Source organism: Cardiobacterium hominis (genome assembly GCF_900637305.1).
Classification (GTDB): Bacteria; Pseudomonadota; Gammaproteobacteria; order Cardiobacteriales; family Cardiobacteriaceae; genus Cardiobacterium; species Cardiobacterium hominis.
Genome location: NZ_LR134365.1, coordinates 2,514,091 through 2,538,688 on the forward strand (window position 1 = coordinate 2,514,091; position 24,598 = coordinate 2,538,688).

Annotated in this window: 20 protein-coding genes and 1 tRNA gene; 8 read left to right on the forward strand and 13 right to left on the reverse strand. The window is 60.0% G+C overall.

The window, feature by feature from the left end; genetic code table 11:
• The first annotated feature begins 56 nt into the window (after nt 1–56).
• Nucleotides 57–133: transfer RNA gene (locus tag EL199_RS12090), tRNA-Pro, on the forward strand.
• Between the two features lie 110 nt (nt 134–243).
• Nucleotides 244–1,968 (forward strand): SLC13 family permease, encoded by a 1,725-nt coding sequence (locus EL199_RS12095; RefSeq protein WP_004142978.1) that lies wholly within the window; start codon nt 244–246, stop codon nt 1,966–1,968.
• 210 nt (nt 1,969–2,178) lie between these two features.
• Here the strand turns inward: EL199_RS12095 and ypfJ are convergent, their stop codons facing one another.
• The 3 genes from ypfJ to EL199_RS12110 form a co-directional block, all read right to left on the reverse strand.
• Nucleotides 2,179–3,015 carry a KPN_02809 family neutral zinc metallopeptidase gene (ypfJ, locus tag EL199_RS12100; protein WP_004142977.1) on the reverse strand — a complete coding sequence of 279 codons (837 nt, stop codon included), beginning with the start codon at nt 3,013–3,015 and terminating at the stop codon, nt 2,179–2,181.
• 21 nt (nt 3,016–3,036) lie between these two features.
• Nucleotides 3,037–3,768: a type III pantothenate kinase gene (locus EL199_RS12105; RefSeq protein WP_040356062.1), complete on the reverse strand. Its 732-nt coding sequence runs from the start codon at nt 3,766–3,768 to the stop codon at nt 3,037–3,039.
• Nucleotides 3,769–4,061: 293 nt separating this feature from the next.
• Complete coding sequence (locus EL199_RS12110; protein WP_040356059.1) at nt 4,062–4,538, reverse strand: hypothetical protein; 477 nt, start codon at nt 4,536–4,538, stop codon at nt 4,062–4,064.
• A gap of 58 nt (nt 4,539–4,596) precedes the next feature.
• Between EL199_RS12110 and rpe the strand changes: the two genes are divergently transcribed.
• Both rpe and trpE read left to right on the forward strand, forming a co-directional pair.
• Nucleotides 4,597–5,277 carry a ribulose-phosphate 3-epimerase gene (rpe, locus tag EL199_RS12115; RefSeq protein ID WP_004142967.1) on the forward strand — a complete coding sequence of 227 codons (681 nt, stop codon included), beginning with the start codon at nt 4,597–4,599 and terminating at the stop codon, nt 5,275–5,277.
• Nucleotides 5,274–6,701 carry an anthranilate synthase component I gene (gene trpE / locus EL199_RS12120; protein WP_004142966.1) on the forward strand — a complete coding sequence of 476 codons (1,428 nt, stop codon included), beginning with the start codon at nt 5,274–5,276 and terminating at the stop codon, nt 6,699–6,701. Before rpe ends, trpE begins: the two co-directional genes overlap by 4 nt.
• Before the next feature lie 494 nt (nt 6,702–7,195).
• Here trpE and mscL read toward each other — a convergent pair whose 3' ends face one another.
• From mscL to brnQ, 3 genes are all read right to left on the reverse strand, one after another.
• Entirely contained in the window at nt 7,196–7,627 is a 432-nt protein-coding gene (gene mscL, locus EL199_RS12125) for a large conductance mechanosensitive channel protein MscL (protein ID WP_004142965.1), read from the reverse strand.
• Between the two features lie 152 nt (nt 7,628–7,779).
• The gene (locus EL199_RS12130; protein WP_004142964.1) at nt 7,780–8,634 is read right to left on the reverse strand and encodes a D-amino-acid transaminase; all 855 of its coding nucleotides are present in this window, start codon (nt 8,632–8,634) and stop codon (nt 7,780–7,782) included.
• Nucleotide 8,635: 1 nt separating this feature from the next.
• The gene (gene brnQ / locus EL199_RS12135; RefSeq protein ID WP_004142963.1) at nt 8,636–9,991 is read right to left on the reverse strand and encodes a branched-chain amino acid transport system II carrier protein; all 1,356 of its coding nucleotides are present in this window, start codon (nt 9,989–9,991) and stop codon (nt 8,636–8,638) included.
• A 211-nt stretch (nt 9,992–10,202) separates the two neighbouring features.
• Between brnQ and EL199_RS12140 the strand changes: the two genes are divergently transcribed.
• Nucleotides 10,203–11,177, forward strand: coding sequence for an IS30 family transposase (locus EL199_RS12140; RefSeq protein WP_126316097.1), 975 nt, complete (start codon nt 10,203–10,205; stop codon nt 11,175–11,177).
• 19 nt (nt 11,178–11,196) lie between these two features.
• Here the strand turns inward: EL199_RS12140 and EL199_RS12145 are convergent, their stop codons facing one another.
• Nucleotides 11,197–12,585 (reverse strand): MFS transporter, encoded by a 1,389-nt coding sequence (locus EL199_RS12145; protein WP_040356151.1) that lies wholly within the window; start codon nt 12,583–12,585, stop codon nt 11,197–11,199.
• A 378-nt stretch (nt 12,586–12,963) separates the two neighbouring features.
• Here EL199_RS12145 and EL199_RS12150 point away from each other — a divergent pair, with 378 nt between their 5' ends.
• Both EL199_RS12150 and EL199_RS12155 read left to right on the forward strand, forming a co-directional pair.
• Nucleotides 12,964–14,439: an inorganic phosphate transporter gene (locus EL199_RS12150; protein WP_004142959.1), complete on the forward strand. Its 1,476-nt coding sequence runs from the start codon at nt 12,964–12,966 to the stop codon at nt 14,437–14,439.
• A 251-nt stretch (nt 14,440–14,690) separates the two neighbouring features.
• Nucleotides 14,691–15,284 (forward strand): MarC family protein, encoded by a 594-nt coding sequence (locus tag EL199_RS12155; RefSeq protein ID WP_004142958.1) that lies wholly within the window; start codon nt 14,691–14,693, stop codon nt 15,282–15,284.
• Nucleotides 15,285–15,343: 59 nt separating this feature from the next.
• On the opposite strand, the gene EL199_RS12160 is transcribed toward EL199_RS12155, so the two are convergent.
• From EL199_RS12160 to oppB, 3 genes are read right to left on the reverse strand one after another with little or no spacing between them, the layout of a single operon-like run.
• Nucleotides 15,344–16,957: an ABC transporter ATP-binding protein gene (locus EL199_RS12160; RefSeq protein ID WP_004142957.1), complete on the reverse strand. Its 1,614-nt coding sequence runs from the start codon at nt 16,955–16,957 to the stop codon at nt 15,344–15,346.
• A gap of 5 nt (nt 16,958–16,962) precedes the next feature.
• Nucleotides 16,963–17,850, reverse strand: coding sequence for an ABC transporter permease subunit (locus EL199_RS12165; RefSeq protein WP_004142956.1), 888 nt, complete (start codon nt 17,848–17,850; stop codon nt 16,963–16,965).
• On the reverse strand, nt 17,847–18,809 hold the full coding sequence (gene oppB, locus EL199_RS12170) for an oligopeptide ABC transporter permease OppB (RefSeq protein WP_004142954.1): 963 nt from the start codon (nt 18,807–18,809) through the stop codon (nt 17,847–17,849). The genes EL199_RS12165 and oppB overlap by 4 nt, the downstream gene beginning before the upstream one ends.
• Nucleotides 18,810–18,944: 135 nt before the next feature.
• Between oppB and EL199_RS12175 the strand changes: the two genes are divergently transcribed.
• A complete protein-coding gene (locus EL199_RS12175; protein ID WP_004142953.1) occupies nt 18,945–20,537 on the forward strand; it encodes a peptide ABC transporter substrate-binding protein in 1,593 nt (530 codons plus the stop codon).
• Between the two features lie 263 nt (nt 20,538–20,800).
• Here the strand turns inward: EL199_RS12175 and prlC are convergent, their stop codons facing one another.
• The 3 genes from prlC to EL199_RS12190 all read right to left on the reverse strand — a co-directional run bounded on the left by prlC (nt 20,801) and on the right by EL199_RS12190 (nt 24,596).
• Nucleotides 20,801–22,954, reverse strand: a complete 2,154-nt coding sequence (gene prlC / locus EL199_RS12180) for an oligopeptidase A (RefSeq protein WP_004142952.1) — start codon at nt 22,952–22,954, stop codon at nt 20,801–20,803.
• Nucleotides 22,955–23,148: 194 nt separating this feature from the next.
• On the reverse strand, nt 23,149–24,399 hold the full coding sequence (gene ccoP, locus EL199_RS12185) for a cytochrome-c oxidase, cbb3-type subunit III (protein WP_004142951.1): 1,251 nt from the start codon (nt 24,397–24,399) through the stop codon (nt 23,149–23,151).
• Nucleotides 24,396–24,596, reverse strand: a complete 201-nt coding sequence (locus EL199_RS12190) for a hypothetical protein (protein ID WP_004142950.1) — start codon at nt 24,594–24,596, stop codon at nt 24,396–24,398. Before EL199_RS12190 ends, ccoP begins: the two co-directional genes overlap by 4 nt.
• Nucleotides 24,597–24,598 lie beyond the last annotated feature (2 nt).

Below are 24,598 nucleotides of genomic sequence, written 5' to 3' on the forward strand. Positions count from 1 at the left end.
CTACGCCTGTCGCTTGCAATGAATCGGAAGCCGTGTATAATCCGCGCTCTCTTAATCGGGGTGTAGCGCAGTCTGGTAGCGCGCTTCGTTCGGGACGAAGAGGTCGCAGGTTCAAATCCTGTCTCCCCGACCATTGAATTCCAGAAGAAAATCGGGCTTTGCGCCCGATTTTTTTATGCGCGCATTGTCGCGTTTTCTCCCGCGCTGCTAAGATGAACCGCCCACCCCAAGCGAGGAGAACCCGTGGACTGGATCGTATTGCTCACCCTGCCGCTGCTTTTGCTCACGCTCGCCAGCGGTCGCGTTGCCCCTGCCGTCGCTTTTTTTACCGTCGCGGCCGCCTTCATGCTTGGTGGCATCGTCAGCACCGAGGCGTTTCTCACCAGCTTCAGCAATCCGGCGCTAGCGACGCTGGTGGTGCTTTTGCTGGTGTCTGCGGTGATTGAGCGCTCGCCGCTGCTGCACCGCCTCTCCAACAAAATCCTCGTCGGCGACGAAAAGCACGCCTTCATCCGCCTGACCGGCATCAGCACGCTGCTCTCGGCTTTCATGAACAACACCGCCGTCGTCTCCACTTTTCTCGTCACCCTCACCCGTCAGCAGAAAATCCCGCCGTCGCGCCTGCTGATTCCGCTTTCTTACGCTTCCATCTTGGGCGGCATCACCACGCTGATCGGCACGTCCACCAACCTCGTCGTCAATTCTTTCGTCGAAAGCGCCGGTCTGCCGCCGCTGCGCATGTTCCAGTTCAGCGCGGTCGGCATTCCGGTCGCGCTTGTCTGTCTGGTCGTGCTGTATTGGCGGATGCGCGTGCTGCCCGCGAACAGCAACAGCAGCCAGGACATCAAAAACACTTATTTTCTTACCGTCGAGGTGCTGGCGGAGGCGGACATTGCCGGTAAAAGCGTCGCTGAGAGCGGTCTAAAGCGGCTTGACGACCTCTATCTGGTGGAAATCCAGCGCGATAATTACCTCATCTCGCCGGTACGGCCGGAGGTGCGCATCCGCCCCGGTGACCAACTGGTTTTCAGCGGCTCGATTGAGCATATCGGCGGCCTGCAAGCCTTTCGCGGCCTGAAAATCCTCGGAGAACACGCGAGCGACCTGCTCGCCAGCAACCTCGTCGAAGCGGTCATCGCGCACGAATCCGACCTCGTCTATAAAACCCTGCAAGAAATCGACTTCCGCGGCCGCTTCAACGCCGGCGTCGTCGGCATCCGCCGCGGCAACAAGCGCCTTACCGGCCGCCTCGGCCACACCATCCTGCACGTCGGCGACAGCCTCATCCTTGCCGTCGGCAGTCATTTTGCGGTACAGGCCGACCTGGAAAAACATTTCCACATACTGAGTACCAGCTACACCCCGCCGCGCCTCACCAACCGCCAGGGCAACCGTGCCATCGCCGGTTTCATCCTCGCCGTCCTCCTGGAAACGCTCAACCTGCTGCCGCTGCTGCATAGCCTGCTGCTGCTCCTTAGTGTCTATCTGCTCGCGGGCTACACCAGCATCGGTGAACTGCGGCGGCGCATCCCGTTTGAGCTCATTGCTATCATCGGCTCGGCCATCGCCATCGCCAAAGGCATGGACAACACCGGCGCGGCGCAGCTCATCGGCACTTTCATGCAGCACGTCTTTCACGATAAAAGCGTCTTCATCGCCTTCGCCGGCATTTACTTCATGACACTCATCACCACCGAAATCATCACCAACAACGCCGCCGCCGCGCTCGCCATTCCCATCGCGCTTTCCACCGCGCAGGCGCTCAACGCCGACCCGCTGCCGTTTGTCATGGCGGTGGCCTACGGCGCCAGCGCCTGCTTCATCCTGCCGTTTGGCTACCAGACGCACCTGATGGTGTACACCCCCGGCCGCTACACCTTGCGCGATTACCTGCGCACCGGCGTGCCGGTCAGCCTCACTTACAGCGCGCTGGTGCTGCTGCTGACGCCGCTGGTCTTTCCGTTTTGAGTGCGGTAAAGGGCTTTGGTTTTTGATTGTGGGGCTTGCCGTCAATAACGCTAGCCCAGCCACCCCATACTGAGCTGTTAGTGCCTGTTCAAAATACCCCCTCCCCCACAGGGGGAGGTGACATATCGGTGGCTTGCCCCGCTTTGGTCACTACACAGAGCGCTAAAAAGTAGCTTCTATGTGATTTTGAACAGGCGCTTAGCGGGCGCTTCAGTTGAAGGTATTGCAGCGGTTGATTTCGCCGTATTGCAGGCCGTTGTTGAGCCAGCGCATGCGGTCGGCGGCAGTGCCGTGGGTGAAGTTCGCCGGATTGACCCGGCCGCCGGCGCGTTGCATCAGGGTGTCGTCGCCCACCGCTTCGGCGGCTTTCAATCCTTCGCGGATGTCGCCGTCTTCGAGGCGGATTTTGCTGTATTTTTCCAGTTTGTTGCCCCAGATACCGGCGTAGCAGTCGGCTTGTAGTTCGATGCGCACCGAGATTTGGTTGGCCTCGGTTTTGCTCACCTGCCGCATGTAGCGGTGCGCCTGGCCGAGGGTGCCGAGCAGGTTTTGTACGTGGTGGCCGACTTCGTGCGCAACCACGTAGGCAAAGGCGAAGTCGCCGCTCGCGCCCATTTTTTGCATTTCGCGGTAGAAGCTGGGGTCAATGTAGAGTTTTTGGTCGGCGGAGCAGTAGAAGGGGCCGGTGGCGCTGCTGCTGATGCCGCAGGCGGATTGGACTTGGCCGCTGAATAGCACCAGCGTCGGGTTGTGGTAGGTTTTGCCGTGCTGTTTGAAGACGGGTTTCCACACGTCTTCGGTCGAGGCGAGCACCGCGCTTAAAAACTGCCCGGCTTCGTCGTTGGCAGGTGGCGCACCGGCGCTGCTGTATTGGCTTTGGCTCTGGCTGCCTTCGAGGAATTGCAGCATGGTGCCGGGGTCGATGCCGAACATCCAGCCGATGAGGATGATGGCAAGGCCGCCGAGGCCGAGGCCGCCGGCGGTGGTGCCGCTGAAGCCGCGGCGGTCTTCGATGTTGTCGCTGCGGCGGCTGTTTTTCCAGTCCATATTGGTCTCCCGGTTGTTGGGTTAGTCGGTGGCAAGGCGGTCGATCATGCCGCGGAACATTAAGTCGGGTTCGATGCGGTAGTCGGGCCGGTTGCCGAAGAGGATTTGTGCGTCGCCGCCAAAGGCGAAGCGGTGGTAGTAGTGGCCGGTGGTGGTTTCGAGTTCGTCCATGATGCTGTTGATGCCCGCCGGGATGGCGTGGTGGATGCCCGCGCCGATGCAGGAGGCGGTGTCGGTGCCGAGCAGGTTCGGCGTCCAGCGCATCGGCCGCAGTTTTTGCGTGTTTTGCAGGAGCGCGTTTTCGGCGAGGCGGATGCCGGGCAGGATGAGGCCGCCGATGTGTTGGCCGTCGCGCTCGACCACGTCGAGGGTGATGGCGGTGCCGCAGCCGACGACGCAGAGCGGTTCGTGGGTGAGGCCGCGCGCACCGAGCATGGCGAGGTAGCGGTCGGCGCCGAGGGTATGGGCTTCGCTGTAGGCGACGGTGAGGGTGTGGTTGGTTTCTTTTTGCGCGATGAAGGTTTGCAGCGGTTTGCCCCAGAGGTCATCAACGATGGCAGCGACTTCGGTTTCGATGCTGGCGTTATTGACGCAGCTGATGGCGATGCGGCGCGGTTCGGGCAGCAAGTGCCAGGCGCGCCACAGTTTGGTGCGCCAGTCTTCTTTGTAGGAGGCGGCTTCGACGATGCCGGGGACGGCGTTGCCGTAAAGCCATTTGATGCGGGAATTGCCCGCGTCGATGAGGAGATACATGGTTGTCAGAACCCGGCTATTTTCCCCTCCCCTGTGAAGCGGGGGGAGGGTTGGGGTGAGGGTGTAGCAATCCTCCGAAAGCCTCATACGGTGTTGCGCCGCCTCGCCGTACAACCGCGTACTGTCTTCGGCGGCGCGCCTTGTCTGAGTCTTTCGGTGTATGGCTATATTTTGTCGCTTCGCGAATTTTTACACCCCCTTCCTGTCCTTCCCCCGCTTCGCAGGGGAAGGGACTGTCTATTTGCGCTTGCAAGCAGAATTTATACGTCATCATGCAACTGGCCTGGCTTTTTTCAGTCCATGAAGACGGGCTTGCCGTCGCGGATGCTAATACGCCGCCCTTTTTGGTCGATGTCGCCATCGAGGGCGAACGCCGTCCAGCGGTTGGCGACGGGCAGGTAGGGGCGCGCGTTCCATTCGGCAAGCAGGGCAAACAGCACGGCGGCGAGGCCGTCGGCGAAGGGCGCGGTGATGCGGGCGAGGCTGGCGCCGTCCTGTGCGATGAGTTCGAGGGTAACGCGCCCGGCGGGGGCGCCGTCGCGGTAGAGCGTGCCGTCGTGGCGCAGGCGCAGCTCAAGGTGTTCGGCAACCGCCAAGGTCAGCGCTTGCAGCAGGCCGCCATGCAGCGCGGGCGTGCCTTCCAGCGGCCAAGCGAGGGCGAGGGATGCCGCATTCGCCGCACACACCGGGGCGGCGGTCTGCACACGCAGCCATGCCAGCGGTTCGGCGGCATCGGCGAGGGCTTGCACGGCGGGGAGCGCGTTTTGCACGGGTGTTTCCTGAAAGTTGCTAGAATGGCGCGGCATTTTACATGAACATGAGGATTTTATGCCCGCCTTGCCTGCCCTGATTGCCCCCTCGATTCTCTCCGCCGATTTTGCCCGTCTGGGTGAGGATGTCGCCGCCGTGCTTGCCGCCGGGGCGGACGTCATCCATTTTGACGTGATGGACAACCACTTCGTCCCCAACCTCAGCTTTGGCGCGCCGATTTGTCAGGCGCTGCGCGACTACGGCATTAGCGCGCCGATTGACGTGCATCTGATGGCCTCGCCGGTGGACGCGCTGATTGAGCAGTTTGCGCAAGCAGGCGCGGATTACGTGTCCTTCCACCCGGAGGCGAGCATCCACATCGATCGCTCGCTGCAACTCATCAAAAGCCACGGCATGAAGGCGGGGCTGGTGTTCAACCCGGCGACGCCGCTTGCTTGCCTCGATTACGTGCTGGACAAGATTGACCTCATCCTCATCATGTCGGTCAATCCCGGCTTTGGCGGGCAGGCATTTTTGCCCTCTGCGCTGGACAAACTGCGCGCCGCGCGCCGCATCATTGACGCAAGCGGGCGCGACATCCGCCTCGAAGTCGATGGCGGCGTGAAAACGGACAACATCGCCGCCATTGCCGCGGCAGGCGCGGACATGTTCGTCGCCGGTTCCGCCATTTTCAACGCGCCGGACTACGCGGCAGTCATCAACACCATGCGCGGCGAAATTGCCAAGGCGGGCGCATGAACTACACCCACCAGCCCGTCGTCCGCACCATCCTCGCCGACCTGCTCACCCCGGTTGCCCTTTACGACCGCCTCGCAGACGCGCCCTACACCTACCTGCTCGAATCCGTTGAAGGCGGCGAGCGCTGGGCGCGCTACTCGATGATTGGCCTGCCCGCGCGCGAAACCGTGCGCATCCGCGACCACCAGCTGCAAATCCGCCGCGACGGCGCCGTCATCGAAGAACAGACAGTGGCCGACCCGCTCGCCTGGATTGCCGAATACCATGCGGCACTGCGACCGGCGCCGCTTTCGCTTGACCTGCCCTACACCGGCGGCCTCGTCGGCTACTTCGCCTACGACACCATCGGCTACATCGAAAAACGCCTGGCGCAGCGCTCGCAGAACGACCCGCTCGGCCTGCCGGACATATTATTCATGCAAAGCCTCGACCTCGCCGTGCTGGACAACCTGCGCGGCGAAGTCCACCTCATCAGCCACGCCGACCTTGCCGACCCGAACGGCATTGCCGCCGCCGAAGCGCGGCTGGATGCGATGGTGGACGCCATCAACCGCCCCGGCAAAGCCAAAGTGCGCTCGCTCAACGCGGACGGCGCGCGTCCGGAAGTGCACTACCACTACCCCGAAGCGGCCTTCAAGGCAGACGTCGGCAAAATCCGCGAATACATCATGGCAGGCGACTGCATGCAGGTAGTGCCGTCGCAGCGGATGAGCTGCGCCTTCCCGCACCCGCCGCTTGACTACTACCGCGCGCTGCGCATCACCAACCCGTCGCCGTACATGTACCTGCTCGATTTGGACGACTTCCACATCATCGGCTCCTCGCCGGAAATACTGGCGCGCAAACAGGGCGATACCGTTACCGTGCGCCCGCTGGCCGGCACGCGCAAACGCGGCAAAACGGCAGAAGAAGACCTGGCGCTGGAAAAAGAACTGCTGGCGGATGAAAAAGAAATCGCCGAACACGTGATGCTGATAGACCTCGGCCGCAACGACATCGGCCGCATCAGCCAGACCGGCACGGTGAAAATCAGCGAAAAAATGGTGATAGAGCGCTACTCGCACGTGATGCACATCGTCTCCAACGTCGAAGGCAAACTGCGCCCCGACATCAACGCGATGGACGTGCTGCGCGCCACCTTCCCCGCCGGAACACTTTCCGGCGCGCCGAAAATCCGCGCGATGGAAATCATCGACGAAGTCGAGCCGGAGCGGCGCGGCGTCTATGGCGGTGCGGTCGGTTACTGGTCGTGGAGCGGCAACATGGACATGGCGATTGCCATCCGCACCGCCATCATCAAGGACGGCCGCCTCTACGCGCAGGCGGGCGCGGGCATCGTTTACGACTCCAACCCCGACAGCGAATGGCAGGAAACGCTCAACAAGGCGAGCGCGCTCATTGCCGCCGCGGCGTTGCTGGACTGAATACAGCCATCCCCCGAAAGCCTCATACGGTGTTTCGTTGTTGGGGATCCTAAGGATGTGTTTGCAATTTGAGTCCCCCTCCCCCGCGGAGCGGGGGAGGGGGTGTGAAAAGTCACGTAGCGACGGCATTATTCAAAACGAGGCAGTCCTCAAACGTATGTTGTCATGCGAAGTTTGTTTATCCCTGCCCTCACCCCAACCCCTCTCCCAGAGGGACAAGCATTGCTCGCGTAGCGAGAGAGGGGCTCGTTCGCCGAATTATCAACACGCCCTAGGGTGCGCCTTGACGCACCATTGACAAGAAACCAATATTTCCGCGACGGTGCGCCAAGGCGCACCCTATAACACTGTTTCAGCAGCAATTTGTCTGAAACTTTAGGTGGATGGCTATATAGCAATCAACAGCCCCTTCCTGTGCGAAGGGGTTTTTTGCGCGCAAAAAAACAGCGCCTCGCAGGCGCTGTTTTATCGTGGCGACGTAATCCGCGCGGCGGTTACTTGTCCGACTGGTTGGCGGCAGCGCGGCGCACGGCGAGGCTGTCGCGGATTTCGCGCAGCAGCAGGATTTCTTCAGACGGCGGCGCAGGCGGCGCTTCTACTTCTTCTTTTTTCTTCATGCTGGCGGTGAGCTTGTTCATCGGGATGATGATGAAGATATAGATGGCGAGTGAGACGAGGAAGAAGTTGACGATGGCGGTCAAGATTTTGCCGTATTGGAAAACGGTCGGCTCTTCGCCAATCAGCGGCGGCAGGGAGAACATGAGCGAATCGAAGTTCGGCTTGCCCACCAGCCAGGCGATGAGCGGGTTGATGAAGCTCTCGACGAGGCCGCTGACGACGAGGCCGAACGCGGCACCCATGACGACACCGACGGCGAGATCGACGACGTTGCCACGGGCGATGAAGGTCTTGAATCCGGATAACATGTGTGATTTCCTTGGTTGTTGAAAAGGCTGGCGATTATAGGGAGACTTGCGAAGCGGTCATATTACGGTTCACTTATGTGGGCGGGTGCAGGCAAAAAAATGGTGCGACAGGTCGCACCATTTTTTTCGTCGCGCTTTTTCGTCGTGTGGCGTTATTCCGCCGTCTCGCGCAGGAACTGGATGTAGCGCTCGCGCAGTTGCCGGGTGAACGCGCCCGGTTTGCCGTCGCCGAGGCGGTGGCCGTCAATTTCGACGACGGGCAGGATGAATGCGCCCGCGGAGCTCAGGAAGGCTTCGTCAGCGTGGTGCGCTTCTTCGACGCTGAAGGGGCGTTCTTCAAGGGTCATGCCGAATGCGCCGAGGAGGGCGATGGCCGCCTGGCGGGTGATGCCGTTCAAGATGTCGTGCGTCGGCGGGCGGGTGATGAGGGTTTGCCCGCGGCGAATCCAGGCGTTGTTGGAGCTGCCTTCGGTGATATTGCCCGCGTCGTCCATCAGCCAGGTGTCGTCGTAACCGGCGGCGACTGCGGTCATTTTGGCGAGCGATTGGGCGAGCAGTTGGGTGGTTTTGATGTCGCGCCGCGCCCAGCGGATGTCCGCCTGGGTCATGACGCGCAGGCCTTTTTCGGCGGCGGGGCTGTTGATGATGGCGCGCGCCTGGGTGAACATCACCAGGTTCGGGGGCAGGTTCGGGTCGTAGAGGAAGTCGCGGTCGGCTTCGCCGCGGGTAACGTGCAGGTAAACTGTGCCTTCTTGCAGGTTGTTCGCCGCGATGAGGCGTTTTTGTACAGCGACGATTTCCGCGAGCGGCAGCGGCAGCGGCATGGCGAGTTCGTGCAGGCTGCGTTCGAGGCGGCGTAGGTGCGCGGCGTTGTCCGCCAGTTTGCCGTCGATGACGGCGCTGACTTCGTAAACGCTGTCGGCCATGAGGAAGCCGCGGTCAAAGATGGAAATTTTCGCTTCGTTTTCCGGCAGGTAGTCGCCGTTGATATAGACGGTACGGGTCATTTTATACTCCGGGTTGTTGCGGGGGTTCGGCGAGACGGACGCCGGCGAGGTGCAAGAGCAGGCCGATGGCAAGGCCCACCGCGCCAGGGACGAGCCAGCCGAGGCCGATGTCGTAGTACGGCAGCCAATGGCTGATTTGCGCGACGGTTTCGGGGCTGAAGCCGAAGGCGATTTTCGCCGCGTCAAACAGTCCGGCGATGCCGGTCAGGCTCATCGTCGCCACATACACGATGCGGCTGCCGCCAAAGATGCGGTGCAGGAAGGCGAGCAGAATCAGGGCGATGGTCAGCGGGTAGAGCAGCATCAGCATCGGGATGGAGAGTTTGACGATGGTGCTCAGGCCGACGTTGGCGAGCAGGCAGGAGATGACGGTAAAAAGCGTCGCAAACTGGAAGTAGGAAACGCGCGGCAGGATGCGGTTGAAATACTCGGCGCAAGCGGTAATGAGGCCAACCGAGGTGGTGAGGCAGGCGAGGAAAACGATGATGGCCAGTAGCGCCTTGCCCGCGCCGCCAAAATAATGCAAGGCGACTTTTGCCAGCACCGCCGCACCGTTTTCCTGCAAACCGATACCGGCGACGCTGCTCGCGCCCATATAGGCGATGAAAACGTACACCAAGGCGAGGCACAGCACCGCAAGGCCGCCGGAGAACGACACCATGCGCAGCACCTGCCGCCGTCCGTGCAGACCCAGCGCGCGTACCGCGTCAATGACGATGATGGCAAACACCGGCGAGACGAGGCCGTCCATCGTTTGATAGCCTTCAATCAGCCCGGTCGCGACCGGATGCTCCAGATAGCCGCCCTGCGCAGCCTGTAACGCGCCCATCGGCTTGAACGCCGCATAACCGACGAGAATGGCAATGGAGGCAAGCAACAGCGGCGTCAGCACTTTGCCGATACGGCTGACCAATTTCCCCGGCGACAGCGCCAGCCAATAACTGAGCGCAAAAAAAGCGAGACTGAACAACGCCAGCGGCAGAAAACTGCCGCGTTGCGCTTCTGACAAGAACGGCACCACGCCAATCTCGAACGACACCGTCGCCGTGCGCGGCAACGCGAACAGCGGGCCGATGGTCAAATACAAAAGCACCGTATAAATCAGACCGTAGCGCGGCGTGACCCGCGCGGCGAGCGCCTGCGCGTCGGCGGTGTTCGCATAAGCCACGGCGATAATCCCGACCAGCGGCAAACCAGCGCCGGTGAGGAGAAAACCGAACATCGCGGCGAACACATGCGCGCCCGCCTGCTGACCGAGCAGCGCCGGAAAAATCAAATTTCCCGCGCCAAAAAAGAGCGCGAACAACATCAACCCCGTCGCCCAAAAAGCCGAACGGTCACGAAGCACAGCGGACATAAAACCCCATTAAAATTTTGGATATCAAGAAGCGGGGGAATATAACAGAATCGTCATCGCCGCGCGAAATGAAACCCGATGATGCGCTGTTTACATACACATCGAGCGCTCAGGTGTATGTGGCGAATTTACAATTCAAGTGCAACAGCTACAAAAAAGACATCCATAAGCGATACTGCAAAAAACATCAAAACATTGCAGGAGACCGAAAATGGATGCCTACCGTCATATTACGCCCATTGAGCGGGGTTGCATAATGACCTTGTTCAACCAAGGTCATAGCCCCGCCGCTATTGCCACCATGTTGAAGCGCCACAGATGCACCATCTTGCGCGAACTGAAGCGCAATAGCGCTGGCGAAAGCTACGACGCCAGCAAGGCGCAGGAGAAATACGACAGCAGGCGTAAGCGCTGCCGCCGCAAGCGTAAACTTGATGACCCGGAACTTTTTGCCCTGGTCAAGGAGAGGTTTCTGAAACTGCACTGGTCGCCGGAGCAGATTCAGTACCGCTTGCGCCACGAAGGCCGCACGCACGCCATCAGCTACGCCACTATCTACCGCGGTATCTACGCCAAGCGTTTCAATGACCTCGACTGGGCGATAAGCGGCAAGCAAAGGCTGCGCCACCGTGGCAAGAAGCGGCGGCGCAAGGGCGAGCCGACACGTGATAACTTCCCGGTTGAGCATGCGCTGTCGGCGCGTCCGCCAGAGGCACAGGCGCGGGAGCGCATGGGCGATTGGGAAGCCGATACCGTTGCAGGCGTGGTGGGTGGTGCGGTGTTGCTGACGTTGGTTGACCGCAAAAGCCGCTATCTGCGGTGCGTCCGGCTGGAGAAGAAGACGGCGGACGGCGTGAATGCGGCGATGATTGAAGCCTTGCGCGGGCAGACGGTACACAGCATCACGCCGGACCGGGGCAAGGAATTTGCGCGGCATGCGGTGGTGGCGGAGGCGTTGGGGATAAAAATATACATTCCGCCGCCGTACCAGCCGTGGCAGCGCGGGACAAACGAGAACACCAACGGCCTGTTGCGTGAATATTTTCCGAAGCATCAGGATATTGCGCAATATCCTGATGATTACCTTGAAAAGGCGGTGCTGGCATTGAATAACCGCCCGCGCAAATGTTTGCAGTGGAGGACACCTTATGAAGTACATTTTGACAAGGCGTTGCACTTGGTTTGACAATTCGCCGTAAATGGCTTCAGCGCGAAAGCAGCGCCGCGCCGTCGTTTTCGTGCAGGCGGGAGAAGATGAGCGCGGAGGCGAAGGTGATGCTGCCGACGGCGACGAAGGTGTAGCGGAAGGCGGTATGCAGGTCGCCGTGGCTGATGCCGTCCAGGCTGAAGGTTTTGAGGAGCAGCGCGCCGATGGCAATGCCGAAGCTGGTCGAGAGTTGCATGTTTACCGAAAGCAGGCTGTTGCCGCTGCTGTTTTGGTCGGGGCGCAGGTCGGCAATGGAAAGGGTGTTCATCGCGGTAAATTGCAGCGAGTTGCCCAGGCCGATGACAAAGAGCAGCGTAACCCAGATCCAGAGCGGGGTGTGCTGCGGCGGGATGGCGACACTCATCATCAGCATGCCGAGCAGGCAGGTGTTGGTGAGGATGGTGCGGCGGTAGCCGAAGCGGTCAATGACGGGTTTGACGAAGGGTTTGGAGAGAATGGCGCCGACGACGGTCGGGGTCATCAGCCAGCCGGAAAGGCTGGCGCTGTAGCCGAAAGCGAGTTGGTAAAGAAGCGGCAGGAGGAAGGGCATGGCGCCGATGCCGAGACGGCTGACGAGGTTGCCGATAAGACCGATGCGGAAGGTGCGCACCAGAATGAGGTTTATGGGAAAAATCGGATGGTCGCTGCGGCGCGCGTAGCGCAGGTAGGCAAGGCCGCTCGCACAAGACAACACGCCAAGCAACAGCGCCCAGGGCAGGTTCGCCCCGCCGTGCGGCGCGATTTCCAGGGCGAGGGTCAGCCCGGTGGCGGTCGTGGCAATCAGCAGGAAGCCACGGCCGTCAAAACGGGCGACGTTGCCGTAAACGTCGGGCATGATGGGAATGGCGCAGAGAATGCCGATAATGCCAAAGGGGATGTTGATGAGAAAAATCCAGTGCCAGCTCGCATATTGCACAAGGTAGCCGCCGACGATGGGGCCAAGGATGGGGCCGATGAGCGCGGGCATGAGGGCGTAGTTGATGGCATTGATGAGCTGCGCCTTTTCGTACACTTTCAGCATCGCAAGGCGCGGCACCGGCATGATGATGGCGCCGCCCATGCCCTGGATGATGCGCGCGCCGACGAACATCGGCAGGTTGGTGGCAAACGCACAGAGGAGTGAGCCGAGCATGAAGACGACGAGCGCGATGATGAAGGTTTTTTTCGTGCCGAAGCGGTCGGCGAGATAACCGCTTGCCGGAATGAGCAGGGCGACGGTAAGGGCGTAAGAGATGACCGCCGATTGCATGTTCAGCGGCGAGACGTGCAGGTCGGCGGCAATCGTCGGCAGGGCGGTGTTCAAGATGGTGGCGTCCAGCATCTGCATGAAGATGGAGATGGCCATCAAAAGCGGCAGCCAGCGCGAGGGAGGGTTGGTGGCGTTCATCGGAAAGCGGGGCGAAAGCGGGCGGTCATTATAGCCATCCCGTTTGACTTCCATACAGATTCGCCGGGGTTTCCACCGCATTTGCACCACGAAATCCATCATGCGGCGTGCAATGCCGTGTTTTCTAGCGTTTTCGCAAGACCGCTATGGGCGGCGACATCCGCGCCGGCGGCGTTTTCCGTGGTTTTTTATGAGGCTAGCAATGCTCCGGTTTTTTTCTTTTGCGGGTTCGGCAAATGTTCTAAAATTGCGCCCGTTTGCGAAATCGTCATATTTTTATGATTTCTCGTTATGGCGCGCAGACCTCCCGCAATTTTGGATTTTTTTATGCAAAAACCGACAACCACCGAGTCGCCCGCAAAATGCGGCACATCCGGTATGAGCCAGTTTTTGGTTGCCGTGTTCATCGCTACGGTAGCTTATTTCGTCTATTGGGGGCTGGGTTACACTGGCTTCAATCACAGCTTCATCTTCCTCCTCGCCTGCGCTTTCGGCCTCTTTATGGCCTTCAATATCGGCGGCAACGATGTCGCCAATTCTTTTGGCACCTCCGTCGGCGCCGGCACGCTTTCCATCACCCAAGCACTGATTGTCGCCGCCGTGTTTGAAGTGAGCGGCGCGCTAATTGCGGGCAAAGAAGTGACCGATACCATCAGCAAGGGCATCGTGGATTTGAGCGTCATCGACATCCAGCCGATGCAGTTTGTCTTCGTCATGATGAGCGCGCTGATTGCCGCCGCATTGTGGCTGCTCTTTGCCTCTTACAAAGGGCTGCCGGTTTCGACGACGCACTCCATCATCGGCGGCATCGTCGGTGCTTCCATCGCGCTCGGCATCAGCCAGCACAGCAACGCCACCTTCTCGCTGGTGTACTGGCACAAAATCGGCCACATCGGCATGTCGTGGGTCATCTCGCCGGTGCTTGGCGGAATCATGTCGTGGATAGTCTATGGGCAAATCAAAAAACACGTGCTGATGCACGGCACCGTCGCCGACCATGCCACCTACGCGCGCCGCGTGAAAAGTTTGCGCACGCGCATCCACCAGCCGATGACCAAGCGCATCAGCCAAATCCACTCGATGATGATGCTGCGCGAGGACGACGGCGCCCACGCCCCCGGCACCGAAGAAGAAAAAGTGCTTGCCCGCCGCGCCCTGCGCGTGTGGATACCGCTGATCGCCATGTTCGGCGCGCTGATGATTACCTCGATGCTCCTCTTCAAAGGGCTGAAGAACCTCAACCTCGGCCTCTCCAACCTGCAATACAGCCTCATCATCGCCGTGATTAGCGCGGCGGTGTGGTTTGTGGTGCGCCGCTATGCCCGCCGCTTCCGCAGCTCGGAAGTCAGCCGCGCCACCTATATCCTCTTTAGCTGGATGCAGGTGGTGACCGCCTCCGGTTTCGCCTTCAGCCACGGCTCGAACGATATCGCCAACGCCATCGGCCCGTTTGCCGCCATCCTCGATGTGCTGAAAAACCAGGCCATCGGCGAGGGCGCCATTCCCGTGCCGACCATCGCCATGGCGGCCTTCGGCGTCGCGCTCATTGCAGGCCTCTGGTTTATCGGGCGCGAAGTGATTGCCACCGTCGGCACCCATCTCGCGGAAATGAGCCCTGCCGCGGGCTTTACCGCCGAACTTGCCGCCGCGATTGTCGTGATGCTCGCCTCCTCGCTCGGCCTGCCGGTATCGAGCACGCACATTCTCGTCGGCGCTATCCTCGGCATCGGCCTTGTGAACCGCAACGCCAACTGGCGCCTGATGAAGCCCATCGCGCTTGCCTGGCTGATTACCGTCCCCGCCGCAGGACTCTGCGCCGCGCTGGCGTTTGTGCTGTTTAACGCGGTGTTTTGACGACTTCATCCTGCAGCCATTTATAGCAATCCTCCGACAACCTCATAAGGTGTTTCGTTGCTGGGATTATAGGGTGCGCCTTGGCGCACCATTGATAAGAAACAAATGGTTACGCGACGGTGCGCTATGGTGTTGTTTTCAGCGACGCGCCTTGTCTGAAACTTTATGTGGATGGCTATAAATGATGCTTGCCGCCGTACAGACCCAACCAAGCCGCCCGCCACGGCTTTTTCATTTCTCAAGGAGCCACCATGGAAACCCTCTGGGCGACCGCCATCACCCTCTTTCTCATCATGGACCCGCTCGGCAACGTGCCGATATTCCTCGTCGTGCTGGAGCACGTCGCCGAGCACCGCCGCCGCTACATCATCCTGCGCGAGCTCATCATCGCGCTCATCGTCATGCTGCTCTTTCTCTTTGCCGGACCGGCGATGCTGCGCACCCTCGGCATTTCGCCGGAAGCGGTCGCCATCGCTGGCGGGCTGGTGCTGCTCATCATCGCCATCCGCATGATTTTCCCGCTGCGCGGCAGCTCGGTCATGGGCGATGACGACGAAGACCACGGCGAACCGCTGCTCGTGCCGCTCGCCATCCCGCTACTCGCCGGTCCTTCGCTGCTCGCGACCCTGATGCTGCGCGCCAACAGCGGCAATATCCTGCAACACACCCTGCCCGCGCTGCTGCTCGCCTGGGCGGCTTCAGCGGTGATTTTGCTCGCGTCCCCCTTTTTGTACCGCATCTTTGGCAACCGCGGCCTGAAGGCGATGGAGCGCCTGATGGGCATGGTGCTGATCTGCATCTCGGTGCAAATGCTGCTCAACGCTTTCGCGCGGGTGCTGCATTGACATTGAGCGGATAAAAAAATCCCGCCATGGGCGGGATTTTTTTATAGTCGCAGACAGGGTTACAAGTCAAACGCTGCTTTTATCAGGCGCTGGGTGTATTCGGTCTGCGGGTCGTTGAAGATTTGCATGGACGCGCCGCGCTCAACCACTTCGCCCTGCTTCATCACCAGCACTTCGTCGCTCATCGCGCGCACCACCGAGAGGTCGTGGCTGATGAAGACGTAGGAAAGGCGGTATTTTTTTTGCAGGTCGCGCAGGAGTTCGACGACTTTCACCTGAATGGAGCGGTCAAGCGCCGAGGTGGGTTCGTCCAGCAGCACGAATTTCGGCTCAAGGATGACCGCGCGGGCGATGGCGATACGTTGTCGTTGCCCGCCGGAGAATTCGTGCGGGTAGCGGTTTATCATCGTAGGCGACAGCGACACTTCTTCGAGCATCGCCGCGACTTTGTCGGTGCGCTGTTGCCGCGAGAGTTGCGGCTGGTGCACCAAGAGGCCTTCGCCGATGATTTCGCCGATGGTCAGGCGTGGCGAGAGCGAGCCGTAGGGATCCTGAAAGACGATTTGCATGTCGGCTTTGAGTTTTTGCCGCGTTTTTTCGTTGATTTTGGCGAGATCCTGGCCTTCAAAGTGGATGTCGCCGCGATACGGCAGCATGTGCATCAGCGCTTTGCCGAAGGTGGATTTGCCGGAGCCGGATTCGCCGACGATGCCGATGGTCTGCCCCTGGTGCAGGGTGAGGTCGATACCTTTGACTGCATGGAAGATTTTGCGCGGTTTGCCGAAGAAGCTGCGCTCGACGATGAATTCGACGTGGACGTTTTTGGCGTCGATCAGTACGGGCGCGTCTGCCGGTTGCGGTTCTTTCAGGCCTTTCGGCGTGGCGTTGATGAGTTCGACGGTGTATTCGTGCTGCGGGTTGGCAAAGACTTGTTTGATGCCGCCTTTTTCGACGATTTGCCCGTGGCGCATGACGCAGACGTTTTCGGCGTAGTGTTCGGCGAGGCCGAGGTCATGGGTGATGAAGATAATCGCCATGCCCATTTGCCGTTGCAGGTCGTGTAGCAGGTCAAGGATTTCCGCCTGGATAGTGACGTCCAGCGCGGTGGTGGGTTCGTCGGCAATGAGCAGGTCGGGCTCGTTGATAAGCGCCATGGCAATCATGATGCGCTGCAGTTGGCCGCCGGAGAATTCGTGCGGGTACTGTTTCAGGCGGCGCTCGGTTTCGTTGATGCCGACGCGCTCCAGCAGGGTTTTGCAGCGCGCGCGGATTTGTTCGGCAGGCGTTTTCGGATGGTGCGCGGCGATGGCTTCGCCCAGCTGTTCGCCGATGCGCATGAAGGGGTTGAGCGAGGTCATCGGCTCCTGAAAGATCATGCCGATGCGGTTGCCGCGCAGTTGGCGCAGGGTTTCCGGCGGCGCGTCCAGCATGGAGACGCCTTCAAAGGCGATTTTGGAGTCTGCGCCGTATTCGGTCATGTTGTCCGGGTGCAGGCGGACGATGCTCATCGCGGTTACGGATTTGCCGGAGCCGGATTCGCCGACGAGCGCCAGCGTTTCACCCTTGTTCAGGCTGAAGCTGACGCCGCGCACGGCGTGCACGGTTTCGCGGTCGAGACGGAATTTGACGTCGAGGTTGTCGATGGTGAGGAGAGGGGTATTGTTCGTGGTCATCGTGCTTACCGGTCTTTGGGGTCAAGGGCGTCGCGCAGGCCGTCGCCGACGAAGTTGAAGCAAAAGAGGATGGTCGCAAGGATGATGGCCGGGAAGATGAGCATCCACGGCGCGGTTTCCATGCGGTCAGCGCCTTCGGAGATGAGTACGCCGAGGCTGGTCATCGGCTCCTGCACGCCCAGGCCGAGGAAGCTCAAAAAGCTCTCGGTAAGAATGACGGCGGGGATGGTGAGGGTGACGTAAATGATGACGGTGCCGAGAGTGTTCGGCACGATGTGGCGCTTGACGATGCTGCCGGTGGAGACGCCCAACACTTCGGCGGCGGCGACAAACTCTTTGTGGCGCAGGCTCATCGCCTGACCGCGCACGATGCGCGCCATCGTCAGCCATTCAATCGCACCGATGGCGGCGAACATCAGATAAATGTTCTTGCCGAAGAAGGTCATCAGCAGGATGACGAAGAACATGAACGGCATGGCATAAAGCACATCCACCACGCGCATCATGATGCTGTCGATGCGGCCGCCGTGATAACCGGCAATCGCGCCGTAGGCGACGCCGATAATCAGACTGACGGTGGTCGCGCAGAGGCCGACCAAAAGCGAGATGCGGATGCCGAACATGGTGCGCACGAAAAGATCGCGGCCGTTGCCGTCAGTGCCGAACCAGTGGCCGTTTTCCAGACTCGGCGGCGAGGGAAAATCCAGATCCCAGAAAACCTCATCCAGCGCGAACGGGCGCAGGTGCGGGGTAATCAGCGCCGCGCCGGCCATCAGCAGCAGGATGACGATGGAAACCATCGCTGCCTTGTTCTTGACGAGACGGCGCCAGGCTTGTTGCCACAGACTTTGCCCTTTCTGGGCGGTGGCGGGGGTGGTGACGGAATTGCTCATGAACGTAATCTCACTTTCGGATCGAGGAAGGCATAGGCGAGGTCAACCAGCAGGTTGAACAACAAAATCAGCGCGCCATAGAAAACGACGACGCCAAGCACCAGCGTGTAGTCGCGGTTGAGCGCGCCATTGACGAAGAAGCGGCCGATGCCGGGAATATCAAAAATCTTCTCGATAATGACCGAGCCCGTCATCACCGCCGCACACGCCGGGCCGAGATAACTCACCACCGGCATCAGCGCTGGTTTCAGACAATGCTTCAAAATCACCTGCCGCTCCGGCAGCCCCTTGGCGCGGGCGGTGCGCACATGGTTGGCGTGCAGCACCTCAATCATCGAACCGCGCATCATCCGCGAAATATAGGCAATCTGCGGCAGGGCGAGACACGTCACCGGCAAAATCGCCTGCGACAGCCCGTATTCCCCCCAACCAGCGGTACGCGGCAGCCAGTCGGCGCTCCAGCCATGCTCCTGCAACCACAGGCGCAACGACACCGCAATGCCCAATTTCAATAGCGCCGCCATGACGAAACTGGGGATGGTGATACCGATCATCGCAAACGCCATAATCGAATAATCGGCGCGGCTGTTCTGCCGCATCGCCGCACTAATGCCAAGCAGCGAACCGATGACGACCGCAATAAAAATCGCGGTAATGCCGAGCTCTGCAGACACTAAAAAACCGTCAGCGATCATCTCGTTGACGGTGCGGTCAGCGTACTGAAAAGAAGGGCCCAAATCGCCTTGCGCCGCATTGCCCATATAGCGGAAATACTGCTGGTACAGCGGCTCATCCAAATGATAAACGCGGTTCAGGTTGGCTTCGATCTCCGGCGGAATCTTGCGGTCCTGGTCGAACGGGCCACCCGGTGCGGCACGCACCATAAAAAACGCCAGCGTAACGATGACGAGCAACGTCGGAATCGCAACCAACAGGCGGCGGAAAAGATACTGGAACATAAGCAAACCTTTAATTCACTAAAAATCATGATGATAGAGTTTGAATTACGCCGAGGCGAAGATGGATAATAACCCATGAATAATTAATATGGTAGGCTAAAACGCTCCCCCACCCGCAAACTTGGAGAAAAAACCATGAAAAGCCAGAAAAAACCGCTGATAATCCTGCTTACTGCCGCGATCAGCATCGCCGCGCAGGCAGCCAACGCCGAAAGCATCCTGCGTCGCGGCAACGGCAGCGAGCCGCACAGCATTGACCCGCAGACCGCACAAGGCGTGCCGGAATCGAACATCCTGCGCGACCTCTTTGAAGGCCTCATCGGCGAAGACGCGAGCGGCAACCTCGTCCCCGGCGTCGCCGAAAAATGGGAAATCTCTTCAGACGGCAAAACCTACACCTTCCACCTGCGCGACGCCAAATGGAGCGACGGCAGCCCGCTGACCGCGCACGACTTCGTCTATGGCTGGCAGCGCGCGGTTGATCCCGCGACCGGCAGCCACTACAGCTTCCTCCTCTACCCCATCAAAAACGCGAAAAAAATCGCCGAAGGCGAGCTGAAAGACGCGACACAATTGGGCGTAAAAGCCACCGACGACCACACCCTCGTCGCCGAACTCGAAGGGCCGACGCCGTACTTCCTCGGCCTCGTCACCCACGCCACCGCCTACCCCGCGCCCAAAGCCGCCGTCGAAAAACACGGCAAAAAATGGACGCGTCCGGAAAACATCGTCAGCAACGGCCCGTTCAAACTCGACAGCTGGCAACCCAACGCCCAACTCGTCGCCGTCAAATCCGACCAATACTGGGACAAAGACGCGGTCAAACTGGACAAAGTCATCTACTACCCGACTGAAAACCAAACCAGCGACATGAACCGCTACCGCGCCGGCGAAGTGGACATGACCTACGAAATCCCCAACGACCAAATCAAAATGTTGCGGGAAAACTTCAAGGACGAACTCAAAATCAGCTCCTACCTCGGCACTTACTACTACGGCTTCAACGTCACCCGCCCGCCGTTCAAGGACAACCTCAAACTGCGTGAAGCGCTGACCCTCGCCATTGACCGCGACGTCATCACCGACAAAGTCACCGGCGCGGGCGAAAAACCGGCATACAGCTTCGTCCCGCCCGGTATCAACGGCTACGACCACTACACCCCGGAATACGCCAGCCTGGACAAAGCCGCGCGCATCGAAAAAGCGAAAAAACTCTACGAAGAAGCGGGCTACGGCAAAGACAAGCCGCTGAAAGTGGATCTCCTCTACAACACCAGCGAGAACCACAAAAAAATCGCGGTCGCGGTTGCCGCTATGTGGAAACAAAACCTCGGCGTACAAACCAACCTGACCAACCAGGAATGGAAAGTCTTCCTCAACACGCGCACCGAGAAAAAACAAACCGAAGCCTTCCGCGCGGGCTGGATTGGTGACTACAACGACGCCTACAGCTTCCTCGAACTGTTCCAGTCCAAGAGCGGGCTGAACGACAGCGGCTACGTCAATGAAAAATTCGATGCGCTGCTCGCCCAGGCCGGACAAGAACAGGACATGGGCAAACGCGCCGCCATCCTGAAAGACGCGGAAAAAATGCTGACTGACGACTACCCCGTCGCCCCGGTTTACAGCTACGTCACCAAACGCCTGGTCAAGCCTTATGTGAAAGGCTACGCGGAAGAAAACGTCATGGATCACCGCTCGTCCAAATATATGTGGATTGAAAAATAAGCGCCTGCGCTTGAATTGAAAAACCGCCCTCTGGGGCGGTTTTTTAATATAGCGATACACCGAAAACCACATACGGTGTTTCATTGCTGGGGGTTATAGGGTGCGCCTCGGCACACCATTGATAAAAAAGAAATATTTCCGCGACGGTGCGCCGAAGCGCAACCCTATGGTGTTGTTTTCGGCGGCGCGCCTTGTATGAGACTTTATGAGTATCACTATACACGCGGCGCTGTTTTGCAATGCCTGTAAACAAGCCCGCGACGTCAGCCCTTGATGCCGCGCTGTTTCAAAAGTGCATCCAGCGTCGGTTTGCGACCCATGAAGGCCTCAAACACCTGCATCGGCGGGCGTGAGCCGCCGTCGGCAAAAACGGTGTCGCGGTAGGCCTTGCCCGTCGCCTCATTGAGGATGCCGTCGGCGGCAAAGCGCGAGAAAGCGTCCGCCGCCAGCACTTCCGCCCAGAGGTAGCTGTAATAGCCCGCCGCGTAGCCGCCGGAGAAGATGTGGGTGAAGGAATGCGCGCGCCGCGCCCATTCGGGGTCGGGGGTGACGGAAACCTCGTCGCGGATGCCCTGCATGACGCGCGCGACGAAGCTGCTGCGCTCGCCCGCGTCTTCGTAGTTCAGGCGGAAATCGAGCAGGCCGAATTCAAGCTGGCGGATGAGGGCGCGCGCGGCAAGGTAGTTTTTTGCCTCCAGCATTTTCGTCAGCAGTTCGTCCGGCAGCGGCGCGCCTGTTTGGTAGTGGGCGGAGATGAGCGGCAGGCTTTCTTTTTGCCAGCACCAGTTTTCCATCATCTGGCTGGGAAATTCGACCGCGTCCCAGGCGACGCCATTGATGCCGGAAACTTCTGCCACGTCCACCCGCGTCAGCATGTGGTGCAGGCCGTGGCCGAATTCGTGAAAGAGGGTGACGGCGTCGTCGTGGCGCAAGAGCGCGGGCTTCTCGCCCACCGGCTTGCCGTAGTTGCAGACGAGGTAGGCGACGGGTTTTTGCAGGCTGCCATCGGGTAGACGGCGGCGGGTGATGGCGTTGTCCATCCAGGCGCCGCCGTTTTTATGCTCGCGCGCGTAGGGGTCAAGGTAGAAGGAGGCGATGTGCGCGCCGTTTTCGTAAATTTCGTAGAAACGCACGCTGGCGTCCCAGACGTCCACCCCGCTTTTTTCGCGGATGTCGATGCCGAACAGTTTTTTGGCAACGGCAAACAGCCCCTCCTGCACTTTCGCCTCCGGGAAATAGGGGCGCAGGGTTTGGTCATCGACGGCATAGCGCGCGTTTTTCTGTTTCTCGCTGTAGTAGGCGATGTCCCACGGTTGCAAGTCGTCCACGCCGTAAGTTTCTTTCGCCCATTGGCGCAGTTCGTCGGTCTCGGCGCGGGCTTGGGCGCGGCTGCGCTGCACCAACCCTGTGAGAAATTGCATCACTTCTTCCGGACTGTCTGCCATTTTCGTAGCGAGTGAGTAGTCGGCGTAGGTGGCAAAGCCCAGCGTTTGCGCGAGGGTGTGGCGCAGTTCGAGGATTTCGTTGATGACGGCGCTGTTGTCCCATTTTCCCGCATTCGGCCCCTGGTCGGAGGCGCGGGTGGCGTAGGCACGGTAGATTTCCTCGCGCAGGGCGCGGTCGTCGCAGCGGGTAACGACGGCGCTATAGCTCGGATAATCCAGGGTGAGGCGGTAGCCCTGCTCGCCCTTGCTTTCTGCCGCTTCTTTGGCGGCGGCGAGGTCGTGTTCGGTCAAGCCCTTGAGCGCATCGGCACTGGCGACGGTCTTGCTCCAGCCCATGTTGGCGTCCAGCACATTCTTCTCAAACTGCGAGGAGAGTTCGGCGAGGCGCTTGCTGACGTCGCGATACGTCTGCTGCTTGTCCGCAGGCAGGCCGATGCCGGAGAGGCGGAAATCGCGCAGCGCATCGGTAATGGCCTTCTGCTGCGCCGGGCTGTAGGCGGCGAAGGCGGCGGCTTCTTTCAGCTTGACGAAGCCCTGATAGAGCGCCTCATGCTGGCCGAGCCAGGAGCTGTAATCGGTGATTTTGGCGAGCGCGGCGTCGTGTGCCTCGCGCAGCGCGTCGCTGTTTTTGACGTTGTTCAAATGGACGACGATGCCCCAGGCGCGGTTCAGCTTGTCGGCGGCATCCGACAGCGGCACGAAGAAATTGTCCCAATCGGGCGCGGCGATGGCGGCGATTTTTTCGACCTGCTCGCGGTTGTGGTTGATGAGGAAGTCGATGGCGGGGGCGACGTCCGCCGGGGTGAAAGCGCTGAATTTGGGCAAGCCGCTGAAATCAAGCAGCGGGTTGTTTTTCAGCGCCTCGGGCAGGGCGAGCGGCGTGCTTGCGGCATCGCCGGCGTAGGCGAAACGGGAAAGACGCAGCGCGGCGAGACCAAGGGCGCTGGTGGCGAGAAATCGACGACGGTGCATTTTGCCTCCTGTGGCGGGTTTCGGCAGATGTGCCAGAGGCGGGCAATATAGCCGCTTCCCCGTAGATTTTCTAATGAAGCGATGGCGGTAAGGCTTCATTTATGGCGCTTCTGCCCGTAGGACGTAGTAAAAATGAGCGAGCGAGAATGAAAAAGCCCCGCATGGCGGGGCTCTTTAGTACGCTCAACGTGCGTTTATGGTGCGGTCGCGGCTTCACTGCTTGCCGGGGTGGCTGCTTCAGCGGGTTTTGCGGTTTCGCTGGCGGGTTGCACGCTTTCAGCGGCGGACGGTACGGCTTCCGCAGCCGGTTTTTCGGCTGCGCTGGTGGTGGTGGCAGCTTCTGCGGCGGTGGCTGTTGTTTCAGCAGCCGGTTTTTCGGCTGCGCTGGTTGTAGCGGCAGCTTCTGCGGCGGTGGCTGTTGTTTCAGCAGCCGGTTTTTCGGCTTCGCCAGCCGCTACCGGGGTAGCGGTTTTTTCTTCTTCCGCGCTGTTGTCTACTTCGCTTTCGTCCTGGCTCAGAGAGTAAACGTAGGCGGCGACGACTTTGATTTTGGCTTCGCCCAGGATGTCTTTCCAGGCGGGCATGACGTTGTTGCGCGGGTGCTGGATTTGGTTCTGGATGAAGGTTTTCAGCGCCGCCGGGTCTTCGCTGTCTTCGGCGTACAGCCAGGTTTGGTCGGCAAGGTTGATACCGCCGATGACTGGGTTGCCTTTGCCGTCCGGGCCGTGGCAGGCGACGCAGCTCGTGCTGTAGAGTTCTTCGCCTTTTTCGGCAAGCGCCTGGTCATGTTCGTAGCCGCCGAGCGCGAGGATGTAGTTGCTGACGTCTTCGAGTTTTTGCTGGTCTTCGGCGCTCGGCGCTTGTCCCGGGGTCACGCTGATCAGTGCGCCACCGGCGGGCATGGCGCCGGTGTGGCCGTTGGTGATGGTGTTGATGATGTTCTCCGGTGTGCCGCCCCAGATCCAGTCTTTGTCGCTCAGGTTGGGGTAGTTGCCCGGAGTGCCACCCGCGTCAGAGGCGTGGCAGACGGCGCAGTTTTGCAGGAAGATGCGGCGGCCGATAGCAAGGGCATCCGTGTCTTTGGCAAGGTCTTCGACGCTTTTGCCCGCGTAGTGGCGGAAGTATTCGGCGGAACGCGCGTCAACGCGGCGGCTTTCCTGCTGGTATTGGGTAAGCTGCGTCCAGCCTTTGCTGCCTTTGTACACGCCCGGGTAGAGGAAAAGGTAGGCGATGGCGAAGGCGATCATGAGGTAGAAGAGCGACAGCCACCAGCCCGGCATCGGGTTGTTCATTTCTTTGAGGTCGCCATCCCAGGTGTGGTCAATCACTTCGCCTTCTTTGGCGTCGCCACCCGCCTTGATGTGGGTCGTCCAGTACACCAGGCCGATGTAGCCGAGTATGTGCAGTATGGTCACTGCCGCGATGAAGATGCTGACTGCTGTCATTTTTCTTGCCTCTTGTTTTGTTCTTCGGGTTGCCGCGGGTTGATGGGCGCGTCGTTGTCGTCTTTCAGCGCCAGTTTTTCGGCATCTTTATAGGGTTTGTGCCGCTGCGGCAGGTACAGGATGAGGGTCATGAGGATGAAGGATGCAAAGAGCACGACTGTGGTGTATTTGACCCATGCGATGCCGGCGGCGCTCATGT

Coding starts and splice junctions, on each gene's coding strand:
- ypfJ (WP_004142977.1), bottom strand. CDS start 3,015: ATGGACTGGAAAAACAGCCGCCGCAGCGACAACATCGAAGACCGCCGC.
- EL199_RS12105 (WP_040356062.1), bottom strand. CDS start 3,768: ATGTATCTCCTCATCGACGCGGGCAATTCCCGCATCAAATGGCTTTAC.
- rpe (WP_004142967.1), top strand. CDS start 4,597: ATGCCCGCCTTGCCTGCCCTGATTGCCCCCTCGATTCTCTCCGCCGAT.
- trpE (WP_004142966.1), top strand. CDS start 5,274: ATGAACTACACCCACCAGCCCGTCGTCCGCACCATCCTCGCCGACCTG.
- mscL (WP_004142965.1), bottom strand. CDS start 7,627: ATGTTATCCGGATTCAAGACCTTCATCGCCCGTGGCAACGTCGTCGAT.
- EL199_RS12130 (WP_004142964.1), bottom strand. CDS start 8,634: ATGACCCGTACCGTCTATATCAACGGCGACTACCTGCCGGAAAACGAA.
- brnQ (WP_004142963.1), bottom strand. CDS start 9,991: ATGTCCGCTGTGCTTCGTGACCGTTCGGCTTTTTGGGCGACGGGGTTG.
- EL199_RS12140 (WP_126316097.1), top strand. CDS start 10,203: ATGGATGCCTACCGTCATATTACGCCCATTGAGCGGGGTTGCATAATG.
- EL199_RS12145 (WP_040356151.1), bottom strand. CDS start 12,585: ATGAACGCCACCAACCCTCCCTCGCGCTGGCTGCCGCTTTTGATGGCC.
- EL199_RS12150 (WP_004142959.1), top strand. CDS start 12,964: ATGAGCCAGTTTTTGGTTGCCGTGTTCATCGCTACGGTAGCTTATTTC.
- EL199_RS12155 (WP_004142958.1), top strand. CDS start 14,691: ATGGAAACCCTCTGGGCGACCGCCATCACCCTCTTTCTCATCATGGAC.
- EL199_RS12160 (WP_004142957.1), bottom strand. CDS start 16,957: ATGACCACGAACAATACCCCTCTCCTCACCATCGACAACCTCGACGTC.
- EL199_RS12165 (WP_004142956.1), bottom strand. CDS start 17,850: ATGAGCAATTCCGTCACCACCCCCGCCACCGCCCAGAAAGGGCAAAGT.
- oppB (WP_004142954.1), bottom strand. CDS start 18,809: ATGTTCCAGTATCTTTTCCGCCGCCTGTTGGTTGCGATTCCGACGTTG.
- EL199_RS12175 (WP_004142953.1), top strand. CDS start 18,945: ATGAAAAGCCAGAAAAAACCGCTGATAATCCTGCTTACTGCCGCGATC.
- prlC (WP_004142952.1), bottom strand. CDS start 22,954: ATGCACCGTCGTCGATTTCTCGCCACCAGCGCCCTTGGTCTCGCCGCG.
- ccoP (WP_004142951.1), bottom strand. CDS start 24,399: ATGACAGCAGTCAGCATCTTCATCGCGGCAGTGACCATACTGCACATA.
- EL199_RS12190 (WP_004142950.1), bottom strand. CDS start 24,596: ATGAGCGCCGCCGGCATCGCATGGGTCAAATACACCACAGTCGTGCTC.